A 12,183-nucleotide genomic window follows, 5' to 3' on the forward strand; every position below is an offset into this window, starting at 1 on the left:
GTACGTACAAGAAGCTGAGTAAGCGCAGCGCGCTGTACAAAGCCAAGCGCAAGATCGAGAAGGCCAAGGCACAGGTGCGCGCCAAGGTCGAGCACCCGTTCCGGGTGATCAAGCGGCAGTTTGGTTATACCAAGGTGCGCTTCCGTGGCTTGGCGAAGAACACGGCGCAGTTGGTGACATTGTTTGCCCTGTCGAACCTGTGGATGGCGCGCCGACATTTGCTGACGGATGCAGGAGAGGTGCGCCTGTAATGTGGGAAAGGGCCGCTGAGAGGTGCTCGCGGTGGCTAAAAACACCGAAGTGAGCGGATGACTTGACCGATTTTGGTCGAATCGCCGCTTTTAAAATCGGCAAGGGCAGAAGTCGGCCGGAAATGCAGGGCTACTTCAGACCATCCCTAAGCGTATGAATGCCAAGCATATTTGGCTGGCCGAGTTATTCGGCGGAAAATAAACCTGTACTTCCCGGCTGAACCGCGTATAGTGCGGCCCACTGCACTGCAATTGTCTCTGCGATACTTGGTTCGATGTTCTGATTGAAGTTATTTCATCTCCTCGATTCGTTACAGCATTAGCACTTCAGTAATTCCTGATTATTTGTCAGGGTTATTTTTTTTATCCTGGAGATTTGAAATGTCCAATCGTCAATCCGGCACCGTCAAGTGGTTCAACGATGAAAAAGGCTTCGGCTTCATCACCCCGGCAGAAGGCGCTGATCTGTTCGTTCACTACCGTTCGATCGAAAGCAACGGCTTCAAGAGCCTCAGTGAAGGCCAGCAAGTGACTTTCGAAGTCGTACGTGGCCAGAAAGGCCTGCAAGCGGACAAAGTTCAGGTAGTCTGATACTTTCCGTTCGAAAAGCCCCGCAATGCGGGGCTTTTTCTATTTTATTTTCCTGAAAATTCAAGATTGTTCCACCGGCCACATATCGCTGGTGGCCCTTCTTTTGTCATTCAACGCCTCCATGAATCCTTGATAGTTGCAAGAAAACTATTTGGTTCTGCGCTTCTGGCGGCACCGCTCACTGTATTGGAGAGTTCTGCATGCCGGGCTATCAAGTCAGATTTCAGGATATATCTGTAGGGGATATGGATTTTCATATTCGCTCATTGCTCGATCATCAGCAGTATCACGATCCGGAACTCGAGGCGGAGAATCTCGGAATTTCCCCCGAAAGCTGGCCCTTGTTCGGTCAGGTCTGGCCGTCCGGGCAGGTTCTGGCGCACACCATGCTGACGATGGACCTGCAGGGTAAGCGCATCCTCGAAGTGGGAGCTGGCCTGGCCCTGGCCAGCCTTGTCGTGCACCGTCGGGGCGGCGATGTAACGGCCAGTGACTTTCACCCGCTGATTCCGGATTTCCTGGCGGAAAACCTGCGCCTGAACGATCTCGGACCGATCAATTACCGGGCGGCCAAATGGTCCGACATCAATGACGACCTCGGGTTGTTCGACATCATCATCGGCAGCGATGTCATTTACGAGCGCGATCAACCGGCGCAGCTCGCCGACTTCATCGACCGGCATTCGGCGGACCTGGTGGATGTCTACATCGTCGATCCCAATCGCCCGAACCGCTCGAAGTTCTGCCGGGAAATGGCTGAACTCGAATACGCGTCGCAGATCACCTGCATGAATCGCGTCATGGACAACGGTGAAGCCTATAAAGGATCACTGCTGCACTTCCAGCGCGACGATTCCCGTTTCAATCAATGAATGGCGGCTCGCGCAGTCTCTGCGATGGTGGTGCGGTGTCTTTGTAGGAGCGAGTTTCGCTCGCTAATCCCATGGGTATCGCTGCGCTCGCGGAACGCCGCCTGGCCCATCCTGTGGAGCCGTGCACATCCCTGTGGGGGCGAATTCATTCGCCAAGCGGGCCGCAGGCCCGCCCTCAATACACATCCCGCACGTAGCGCTTGTCCCGGGCCAGGGCGCCGACGTAGGCCTCGGCTTGTGCCGCGCTCATTCCGCCATGCTCGCGCACCACAGCCTTGAGCGCTGCGTCCACGTCCCGGGCCATGCGGCTGGCGTCGCCGCAGACATAGAAATGCGCACCATCCTCCAGCCAGCGCCACAGCTCGGCGCCGTGTTCGAGCATGCGTTGCTGCACGTAGATCTTCTCCTCCTGGTCGCGGGAGAAGGCGGTGTCCAGGCGGTGCAGGTGGCCAGAGGCCAGCCAGGCCTCCAGTTCGTCGCGGTAGTAGAAGTCGCTGGCTTGCCGCTGTTCGCCGAAGAACAGCCAGTTGCGCCCCTTGGCGCCTGCCGCCTGGCGTTCCTGGAGGAAGGCGCGGAAGGGGGCGATGCCGGTGCCGGGGCCGACCATGATCATCGGTCGATAGGGATCGGCCGGGACGCGGAAGTGCGCGGACTTCTGGATGAAGATCGGCACTTCGCCGTTGTCCGCCCGGTCGGCGAGGAAGGCCGAGCAGACGCCGCCACGCTCGCGGCCATCGCACTGGAAACGCACGGTGGATACGGTCAGGTGCACCTCGTCCGGCGTAGCCAGTGAACTGGAAGCGATGGAGTAGAGGCGCGGCTGCAGACGCTTGAGCTGGCCCAGCAGTTCGTCGGCGCTGATCAGGATGGGGAACGCTCGCAGCAGATCGGGCAGTTGGCGGCCCCAGAGCCAGTTATCCAGCTTGGTCTTGTTCGCCGGGTCCAACAGCCGTGCCAGCTCCGGGCTTTGCGAGCGTTCGGCGACGAAGCGCAGCAGGTCGGGAGTGATCCTGGCGATTTCGAAATAGCGATTCAGGGCGAGCGCCAGGGGCAGGCTGCCCAGGTCCTTCACTTCCACCACCTGATCGCCATCCAGGCCGGCTGCGACCAGCACTTCTTCGACCAGCGCCGGACTGTTGCTCGGCCATACGCCCAGGGCATCGCCGGCCTGGTAGGAGAGACCGCTGTCCTTGAGGTCGAGGACGATCTGCCGGGTTTCCTTGGCCGAGTCCGGCCCGTTCAGTACACGGTTATGCAGCAGGCGGCTGCGCAGTGGTTGCTGGCGGCTGTAACGAGGGGCCGTCTCGACCACGGGGCTGTCATCGACACCGGCCGGTTCGGTCACCGGGAGCGGGGCGGCAGCGCCGGCAAGGGCGTTGCGCACATTGGTCAACCAGGCGAGCGCCGATTCTTCGTATTCCGGTTCGCAATCCATGCGCGGTGCCAGGCGGCGCGCGCCGAGGGCTTCCAGGCGGGCATCGAGCTTGCGGCCAAAGCCGCAGAACTGGTCGTAGTTGGAATCGCCCATGGCCAGCACGGCGAACTCCAGGCCGGCAAGGGACGGGGCGCTTTCCGCGTCCAGGGCATTCCAGAACGAAGCGCCGTTGTCGGAGGGGGCGCCGTCGCCGAATGTGCTGGCGATCAGCAAGGCGGTGCCCGCAGCGGCGAGTTCGGCAGGCTGGACGGCATCCATCGCGCGTACGCTCACCGCGCGGCCCTCGGCCTTGAGGGCATCGGCGCAGGTAGTGGCGAAGCTTTCCGCATTACCGGTTTGCGAGCACCACAGCACCAGCAGCGGTTTGCCTGGCGCCGATGCTGCGGAGGGCGCAGCCTCCGTGGCCTTCCAGGTGCGGGAGAACAGGCCGGCGAGGAGGCCATCCAGCAGCAGGCGGGTGTCCCGGCTCAGCGGCGCGCTGGCCGGTAGCGTGGGCACGCCGCCCAGCTTGCGGCCTTCCTCGCTGCGCAGGCCGAGCAGGTAACCCTGCAGGTAGCGCTGCTCGGTGGGCGCCAGGCAGAGATCGGTGCTGGCATCGAGGTTCAGCAGACGGGCGAAGGCATTGATCGGCATGTCGGCGAGTTCCTCCGAATCACCGGCGGCGGCGCTGGCCGCGACCGGCTCGGCTTCTACCAAGGGGATGAGCTGGGCGCTGGCCGGAGCGACAGGTGCCAGGACAACGGCGCTGTACTTGAACTCCGGCTGCAGCGAAATGGGGTCGATGGCGTCGCAGGTGACGGCGTTGATCGCCAGGTCGTCGCCATAGCGGTCGTTCCAGTGGAAGGGCGCGAAGCAGTTGCCCGGCTGCACCCGGTCGCTGACCAGGGCCGGCAGCACCGCGCGGCCACGGCGGGAACGTACTTCCACCTGGCCCTTGTCGACGATGCCGAGGCGGCTGGCGTCGGCCGGGTGGATTTCCACGAAAGGCCCGGGGTTGAGCTTGTTCAGGGTGGCGACCTTGCCGGTCTTGGTCAGGGTGTGCCACTGGTGCTGCACGCGCCCGGTGTTGAGCACCAGGGGAAACTCGTCGTCGGGCAGCTCCGCCGGCTCCATGTGGGGACGGGCCAGGAATACGCCCTTGCCGTCCTCGGTGGCGAAGGCGATGGCCGGGCGATTGCCATCGGCGTCGGTTCTGGGCGCCTGGCTGATGCCGTCGTTGAGGTAGCGGATGGGGTTGCGCGCGTTGGCGGCGCTTTCCGGCGCGCAGGGCCACTGCATCGGCCCCTGGCGCAGCAGTTCATGGCTGGCGCCACGGATGTCGTAGCCGGTCTTCGGGTTCCAGGCCCGTTTGATTTCCTCGAACACCTCGGCAGCGCAGGTGTAGCCGAAGGCCTCCTCGAAGCCCATGGCGCAGGCGACGCGGGCGATGATCTGCCAGTCCGGCAGGCTGTCGCCGGGGGCGTCCACGGCTTTCTGGGTGAGGGTCAAGGTGCGCTCGGAGTTGATCATCACACCTTCCGTCTCGGCCCAGAGGGCGCCGGGCAGGAGAATGTCGGCGTAGCGGTTGGTTTCGGTATCGAGGAAGGCATCCTGGGTGATGACCAGTTCCGCCGCCTGCAGGCCTTCGATGGCCAGGCGGCGATTCGGCACGGTGGCCGCCGGGTTGGTGCAGATGATCCAACAGGCCTTGATATCACCTGCGGCCATGGCTTCGAACATGGCGACGGTGCCGCTGCCGCCGTCCTGGCGCAGGTGGCCGCGCGGCAGTTGCCACAGGTCTTCGATGAATGCCCGGTCCTCGTCCACCTGCAGGGAACGCTGGCCGGGCAGGCCGGGGCCCATGTAGCCCATCTCGCGGCCGCCCATGGCGTTGGGCTGGCCGGTGAGGGAGAAGGGGCCGCTGCCCGGACGGCAGATGGCGCCGGTGGCCAGGTGCAGGTTGCACAGCGCGTTGGTGTTCCAGGTGCCGTGGGTACTCTGGTTGAGGCCCATGGTCCAGCAGCTCATCCAGTCCCGGGCTTCGCCGATCCACTGGGCGGCCTTGCGGATATCCGCTTCGGGCAGCCCGGTGATGGCGGCGACGCGCTCCGGCGTGTAGTCCGCGAGGAACTCCGGCATGGCCTCCCAGCCGCGGGTATGGGCGGCGATGAAGGCCGGGTCGGTATGGCCATTCCTGTGCAGCAGATGAAGCAGGCCGTTGAGCAGGGCGAGGTCGGTGCCCGGCCTGATCGGCAGGTAGAGGCTGGCCTTGTCGGCGGTAGCGGTGCGGCGCGGGTCGACCACGATCAGCTTCGCCCCGGCCTTGACCCTGTCCATCATGCGCAGGAAGAGAATCGGGTGGCAGTCGGCCATGTTGGCGCCGGTCACCAGGAAGAGGTCGGCCTTGTCGAAATCCTGGTAGGCGCCGGGCGGCCCGTCGGAACCGAGGGAGAGCTTGTAGCCACTGCCGGCGCTGGCCATGCACAGCCGCGAGTTGGATTCGATGTGGCGGGTGCGGATGAACCCCTTGGCCAGTTTGTTGGCCAGATACTGGGCCTCCAGGGACATCTGCCCGGACACATAGAAGGAAATGGCATCCGGACCGTGGGCGTCGAGCAACTCGCGCAGGCGCCGGGCAGTGTCGTCGATGGCCTGGTCGATGCCGCTGCGCACCGGGTCGCGGCTGCGCTCGTGGCGCAGGTAGGCGTGCTCCATGCGGCCCGAGTCGGTCAGCGGCTGGGCGCAGGTGTTGCCCTTGGTGCAGAGGCGGCCGAAGTTGGTCGGGTGGGACTTGTCGCCGCTCACCTTGACCACACGGTTGTCCGCCACCTCCATGACGATGCCGCAGCCGACACCGCAATAAGGACACACGCTTCGCACTGTCTTGTTCGCCATATCCATTACCTTGCGCAGAAACGAAAAAGCGCCATGCCACCCACCGTCGAAACGGGGGAGACACGGCGCCTTTGTCGTGGGGTGAGGCAATCGGCATTGATTGCCCCCGGCAGGGCTATCGCAAGGCACATGCCAAGTCCTGCGAATACCCGCCAAGGCATTGTGCGGCGCACCTTGCAGGTGTTTTTCGAGGGGCCGAATGGTGATGCGGGCGAGCTTCAGGATGGGGCGATTGATCCTCCGTCGCACCGTTTTGGTTCCTGCTTCGAGGCGGGCGGATGTTGCCTGTCGAGTAATGCCCGAAAACCGGGTGAATGGCTGCAGGGCCCGTCATTACTGGCTTGTGGCGGGGATGTTGGCCGCTTCGATGCCGCCGGGAGGCAATCTGGCACAGCCACTGCATAGGCAGGTCCAGACCCACCGCGAACAGTGCGGAGGGCGACCCGGCAGATCAAAGGCGATCGTTCCCCCGGGTTGACAGGTGCGCCAGGCAGCGTGGCTCGGCGACACCCATGAACGAACAGGCAAAGGCGCCTGGGGCGATAAGTCCCAGGCGCTTTTTTTTGCCCCCAGAAAACGTGATTGGCTTGGACCGGGTGCTACCTATGAACATTTCCACTCCTGATGTGCAAACGCTGGTCGTCATCGGCAATGGCATGGTCGGCCACCACTGTGTGGAGCAACTGGTCGAGCGCGGCGCACTGGGTCGCTATCGCATCGAAGTCTTCAGCGAAGAGCCGCTGCGCGCCTACGACCGTGTGCATCTCTCCGAGTACTTCGCCGGCCGCGACGCCGAGTCCCTGGCCCTGGGCGAAGCCAGCCTCTACCAGACTCCGGGCGTGACCCTGCACCTGGGCGTGCCGGTACTGGAGATCGACCGCGAGCGTCGCGAAGTGGTCACTGCCAACGGCAGCGTCGCCTTCGACAAGCTGGTGCTGGCGACGGGCTCTTATCCCTTCGTGCCGCCCATCGAAGGGGCCGAAGGCAACTCGCGGCTGGTCTACCGTACCCTGGCCGACCTCGACACCATCCGCGCTGCTGCTGCCCAGGCACGCCGTGGCGTGGTGGTGGGCGGCGGCCTGCTGGGCCTGGAAGCCGCCAATGCGCTGAAGTCCCTCGGCCTCGACGCCCACGTGGTGGAATTCGCCCCGCGCCTGATGCCGGTGCAGCTCGATGACCAGGGCGGCCAGGCACTCAAGGCGCGCATCGAAGCACTGGGCGTGGGGGTGCATCTCTCGAAAGCCACCCAGTCCATCAGCGCCGGCGAGGAATATCGCTACCGGATGAACTTCGCCGGTGAGGATTTCCTCGAAACCGACCTGATCGTCTTTTCCGCCGGCATCCGCCCGCAGGACGCCCTGGCCCGCCAGTGCGGCCTGGAACTGGGTCCGCGCGGCGGCGTGGCCATCGACGGCCAGTGCCTGACCTCGGACGCGGACATCTTTGCCATCGGTGAGTGCGCCGCCTGGAACGGCAGCATCTACGGCCTGGTCGCCCCCGGCTACCAGATGGCCCGCAGCGTCGCCGCGCAGCTCTGCGGCGAGGACGCCGATCCGTTCATTGGCGCCGACATGTCCACCAAGCTGAAGCTGCTGGGCGTTGACGTGGGCTCCATCGGCGACGCCCACGGCGCGCTGCCGGGCGCCCGCAGCTACCGCTTCATCGACGAAGCCACCTCCAGCTATCGCCGCCTGGTGGTATCCGCCGACGGCAAGCAGGCCCTGGGTGCGGTGCTGGTGGGCGACAACAGCTACTACGACACCCTGCTGCAATACGTGCAGAACGGCATCAAGCTGCCGGCCGATCCGGCCAGCCTGATCCTGCCGGCGGGCGAAGGCGCACCGGCCCTGGGCGCCGATGCACTGCCGGCCACCGCCACCGTCTGCTCCTGCCACAACGTCAGCAAGGGTGCCATCTGCTCGGCCATCGACAGTGGCTGCACCGACGTCGCTGGGGTCAAGGCCTGCACCAAGGCGGCCACCGGTTGTGGCGGCTGCGCGGCATTGCTCAAGCAGGTGGTGGAGCACGAACTGTCGGCCCGTGGCGTGGCCGTGGACAAGAGCCTCTGCGAGCACTTCGCCTACACCCGCCAGGAGCTATATGCGCTGGTGCGGGTGGAAGGCATCGAGACCTTCGAGGAGATGCTCGCCAAGCACGGCCGTGGCCATGTGGGCTGCGAAATCTGCAAGCCGGCCATCGGCTCCATCCTCGCGTCCTGCTGGAACCGGCCGATCCAGGAACCGTGGCTGGTGCCGCTGCAGGACACCAACGACACCTTCATGGCCAACATGCAGAAGAACGGCACCTACTCGGTGGTGCCGCGCATCCCCGGCGGCGAGATCACCCCGGAGGGCCTGATCGCCATTGGCGAGGTGGCGAAGAAGTACAGGCTCTACACCAAGATCACCGGCGGCCAGCGCATCGACCTGTTCGGCGCCCAGCTTCACGAGCTGCCGGATATCTGGGGCGAGCTGATCGCTGCCGGCTTCGAGACAGGCCACGCCTACGGCAAGTCCACCCGCACCGTGAAGTCCTGCGTGGGCAGCACCTGGTGCCGTTACGGCGTGCAGGACAGCGTGAAGATGGCCCTGGACATCGAGAACCGCTACAAGGGCCTGCGCTCGCCGCACAAGCTGAAGTTCGCCGTGTCCGGCTGCACCCGCGAATGCGCCGAGGCGCAGAGCAAGGACGTGGGCGTGATCGCCACCGAGAAGGGCTGGAACCTCTATGTCTGCGGCAACGGCGGCATGCGTCCGCGCCACGCCGAGCTGTTCGCCACTGATCTCGATGACCAGACCCTGATCCGCTACATCGACCGCTTCCTGATGTTCTACATCCGCACCGCCGACAAGCTGCAGCGCACCTCGGTCTGGCGCGAGAGCCTGGAGGGCGGCCTGGATTACCTCAAGGCGGTGATCATCGACGACAGCCTGGGGCTGGCCGAGGAACTGGAGGCACAGATGCAACTGGTGGTGGACCGCTACGAATGCGAGTGGGCCAACGCCATCAAGGACCCGGAGAAGCTCAAGCGCTTCCGCACCTTCGTCAACGACGGGCGCGGTGATCCGGATATCCATTTCGTCAATGAACGTGGGCAGATCCGTCCGGCGAAGGCCGCCGAGCTCACGCTGATCCCCGTAGCCCAGGAGGTGGTCTGATGGCCCAGTACAGCGCACAACGCATCGAAGTTTCCGAAACCTGGCAGAGCGTCTGCTCCCGCCAGGACCTGGTGCCCAACTCGGGCGTGGTGGCCTGGGTAGAGGGCGCCCAGGTAGCGCTCTTCTACCTCCCCGATGGCGAGGAGGGGCGCCAGCTGTTCGCGGTGGACAACCACGACCCGCTGGCCGGCGCCAACGTCATCGGTCGTGGCATCGTCGGTCACCTCGGTGGTGACCTGGTGATCGCCTCGCCCTTGTACAAGCAGCACTACCGCCTGGAAGACGGTTCCTGCCTGGAGTACCCGGAGCAGCAGCTGCGGGTATGGCCGGTCCGCTTGCAGGGGGATGTGGTGGAGGTTGGGCTGGAGTGATGCCCGTCGGGTAGGGTGCGCCGTGCGCACCCGGCCCAGACCGGGCTAAAGCGGTCGGCGTTGTGCTCGGTGGTGGATTCGCCACCACAAAAAAGTGCCAGCCGGAGCTAAGCCTTGCCTTCGGCCGGCCCGCGCGCCCGCGCATACATCAGGTGCGCATCCATCAGCAGCGCTTCCATCGTCGATAGCAGGAGCTCCTCGCGCAGCTGGCCGGATGCGCCGGCATCGCGCTCCTGGCGCAGGCGTTCGATCAGGCTGGAAACCTGCGCCAGGCGGTAGTCGCCCAGCCGGTGGCAAGCCTCGGGGCTGGAGTCGGCGCATACGTCCAGAACGTCGACGGGGAAGTCTTGCAGGGTGGGAAAGCGGTGCGAAGTCATGTGCGGGTACTCGTAGCTGCTGGAGGGCTCAAAACGCTACGCACGCGCCCTGTAGGGGTTCAAGGCAAACGTATTGTGTGATTTTTCGTGTTGTCGGCAAGGAATCCTGGGCGCCGGGCCGCAATTTTTGGCGAGGCATTCGACCCGCAGTGCTCAGCTGAAGCTCAGCGCACCCTGCTTGCAGCAGCGCACCAGGGTTTCCTCCAGCTTGCGGTCGGGCATGGCGTTGGCGCGCAGGATGCTGGCGGTCCTTTCAACGTAGTCGCGGGTGCTGCCGTAGCGGCCGCTGGCGCTGTCGAACACCTGGCGCAGCACATGGTCCGGCAGGGCGCCGGCATAGCAGGCGAAGTCGCGTCGCAGCACGAAACCCAGCGCCTGCACCCTGGGGCCGCCGTCCAGCTGGCAGTTGAGCCATTTCGGCTGGTAGGCGGCGTCGGGCATTTCCCGCTGCCAGAGGGCGAACAGGTGCTCCTCCAGTTGCTCCCCCGGAAGGCGATAGGCGAAGCCGGCGCAGGAGCCGCCGCGGTCCAGGCCCAGTACCAGCCCCGGGGTTTCCGGGGTGCCGCGATGGATCAGCGACCAGAGGTACAGGCCGCGATGGTAGCCGTGGATGCGTGCGCGGCGCCGTTCCAGGGTGGGGCATTCCGGCCGCCAGATCAGTGAGCCATAGGCGAACAGCCAGACCGGACCGCCGCGATGGTGGGCCATGGTGTTTTCCAGGGAGGCGAGGAGTTCGGCGCGGGTGAGTTGCGCCGGCTGGTCGAGCAGCGGCGGGTAGGGAATGCTCTGAACGCTGGGGTTGGGGCCGTGCATGACGTGCGCAAGGACTCTTCGGCGACGCCGCCAGTTTTACCAGTTGTGTCGCCGGGCGCGAACAGGCATTCGTCGAAATTGCCCGGGCGGCCTTGGCCGACACGATTTGTTGCAAGGAACCCGGTCACACTGTCATGAAATGCTAAAAAACTGTCGTGAAATGCGAAGTGCCGGAAAGCGCTCATCCATAGGCTTTGCCGCCAGTCAGCAGTGGGGTGCAACCCGCAGGGCCAACCCCGTCAAACCTGGAGTTTTCTATGGTGAAACCGCTAATGGGATTTGCGCTGGCAGGGTTTGTCCTGCTGGGCAGCGGCTGTTCCAGCAAGGTCACCCAGCCTGAGCAGTATTCGGGCTTCCTGGGGGATTACTCGCAGCTTGAAGAGAAGATGTCCGCCAGCGGCCAGCCGGTGCTGCGCTGGACGGCAGCGGACTTCGACCCGCAACGCTATGGCTCGCTCCTGGTGGAAAAACCGGTGTTCCATCCCGCCCAGTCGCCCAGCGACCAGTTGAGCCAGCAGACCATGGACCAGATCGCCACCTACATGCGTCTGGCGCTGCAGCGCGAACTGATCGGCAAGGCCCGCCTGGTCGGCACGGCGGAGGCGGACACCCTGATAGTGCGTCCATCCATCTCCGCCGTGGCGATCTCCACCGAACAGCTGAAGGCCTACGAGGTCATCCCGATCGCCCTGCTGGCCGCCGCCGCGACCACCGCTGCCGGCATCCGTGACCAGGAAGTGACCATTTACGCGGAGCTGGAGGCGGTGGATGCCGCCAGCGGCAAGCCCGTGGTGAGGATGGCGCGCAAGGGCCAGGGACTGAACCTGGAGAACCGCAAGACACCGCTGGTGCTGGACGACCTCAAGCCGGTGCTCGACGACTGGGCGCGGGACGCGCGCGACTTCAGGCCCTGACGGGCCTCCTCCGTTAAATACCCAGGCAGGAACCGGTCGATGGGCCGGTTCCCCTTCGCGTGCGCCGGAAATCCTGGCACTCAGCGGTCTGCCCACGAATCCGCGACATTTCCGGTGCCTTGCGCAGACCAACCGGACGCGGACGTCTTCCCCCCGAAAACCAGGTGATGAAATGGTCAGTGACGGGTTTCTCGATTACTTCGCCCTTGGCGTGCTGTTCTTCGTCGTGATCGTGCTGTTCTACGGCATCATCGTGATCCACGACATCCCTTACGAAATCTCCAGGCGGCGCAACCACCCCCACCAGGACGCCATCCATGCCGCCGGCTGGGTGAGCCTGTTCACCCTCCATGCGATCTGGCCGTTCCTGTGGATCTGGGCGATGTTGTACCGCGAGGATCGCGGCTGGGGCTTCGGCACGCCGAAGGCGGAACTGGAGCAGCAATTGGCCGGGATGCGTCAGCGTCTCGAACGCCTCGAGGGGCAGGGCGCTTCCCGTTCGGCCCAGGCGGTAGAGGAGGCCTGAC

General features: G+C 64.6%; 10 protein-coding genes. 7 read left to right on the plus strand and 3 right to left on the minus strand.

The features are described 5' to 3' along the window. The 3 genes from ACFW0B_RS14100 to ACFW0B_RS14110 all read left to right on the plus strand — a co-directional run. Positions 1 to 251, plus strand: a 251-nt coding sequence (locus ACFW0B_RS14100) for a transposase (RefSeq protein WP_449149134.1), incomplete at its 5' end; no start/stop codon positions are given. Between the two features lie 381 nt (positions 252 to 632). Continuing rightward, entirely contained in the window at positions 633 to 842 is a 210-nt protein-coding gene (locus ACFW0B_RS14105; RefSeq protein ID WP_449149136.1) for a cold-shock protein, read from the plus strand. 200 nt (positions 843 to 1,042) lie between these two features. Next, positions 1,043 to 1,714 carry a class I SAM-dependent methyltransferase gene (locus tag ACFW0B_RS14110; protein WP_449149138.1) on the plus strand — a complete coding sequence of 224 codons (672 nt, stop codon included), beginning with the start codon at positions 1,043 to 1,045 and terminating at the stop codon, positions 1,712 to 1,714. 175 nt (positions 1,715 to 1,889) lie between these two features. On the opposite strand, the gene ACFW0B_RS14115 is transcribed toward ACFW0B_RS14110, so the two are convergent. Next, positions 1,890 to 6,023: a sulfite reductase subunit alpha gene (locus ACFW0B_RS14115; RefSeq protein WP_449149140.1), complete on the minus strand. Its 4,134-nt coding sequence runs from the start codon at positions 6,021 to 6,023 to the stop codon at positions 1,890 to 1,892. Between the two features lie 605 nt (positions 6,024 to 6,628). Here ACFW0B_RS14115 and nirB point away from each other — a divergent pair. Further along, a complete protein-coding gene (gene nirB / locus ACFW0B_RS14120) occupies positions 6,629 to 9,181 on the plus strand; it encodes a nitrite reductase large subunit NirB (protein ID WP_449149142.1) in 2,553 nt (850 codons plus the stop codon). Beyond that, on the plus strand, positions 9,181 to 9,552 hold the full coding sequence (gene nirD, locus ACFW0B_RS14125; RefSeq protein WP_449149144.1) for a nitrite reductase small subunit NirD: 372 nt from the start codon (positions 9,181 to 9,183) through the stop codon (positions 9,550 to 9,552). Before nirB ends, nirD begins: the two co-directional genes overlap by 1 nt. Positions 9,553 to 9,659: 107 nt before the next feature. Here the strand turns inward: nirD and ACFW0B_RS14130 are convergent, their stop codons facing one another. Together ACFW0B_RS14130 and ACFW0B_RS14135 are read right to left on the minus strand one after the other, a co-directional pair. Next, positions 9,660 to 9,929 carry a Rho GTPase-activating protein gene (locus ACFW0B_RS14130; protein ID WP_449149146.1) on the minus strand — a complete coding sequence of 90 codons (270 nt, stop codon included), beginning with the start codon at positions 9,927 to 9,929 and terminating at the stop codon, positions 9,660 to 9,662. 153 nt (positions 9,930 to 10,082) lie between these two features. Beyond that, entirely contained in the window at positions 10,083 to 10,742 is a 660-nt protein-coding gene (locus tag ACFW0B_RS14135) for a gamma-glutamylcyclotransferase (protein ID WP_449149148.1), read from the minus strand. A gap of 272 nt (positions 10,743 to 11,014) precedes the next feature. On the opposite strand from ACFW0B_RS14135, the gene ACFW0B_RS14140 reads away from it, so the two are divergent. Together ACFW0B_RS14140 and ACFW0B_RS14145 are read left to right on the plus strand one after the other, a co-directional pair. Continuing rightward, positions 11,015 to 11,656 carry a DUF3313 domain-containing protein gene (locus ACFW0B_RS14140; protein WP_449149150.1) on the plus strand — a complete coding sequence of 214 codons (642 nt, stop codon included), beginning with the start codon at positions 11,015 to 11,017 and terminating at the stop codon, positions 11,654 to 11,656. Between the two features lie 172 nt (positions 11,657 to 11,828). After that, a complete protein-coding gene (locus ACFW0B_RS14145; protein ID WP_449149152.1) occupies positions 11,829 to 12,182 on the plus strand; it encodes a DUF3302 domain-containing protein in 354 nt (117 codons plus the stop codon). Position 12,183: the final 1 nt, after the last annotated feature.

It is taken from the genome of Metapseudomonas phytobenefica (assembly GCF_043392685.1).
Classification (GTDB): domain Bacteria; phylum Pseudomonadota; class Gammaproteobacteria; order Pseudomonadales; family Pseudomonadaceae; genus Metapseudomonas.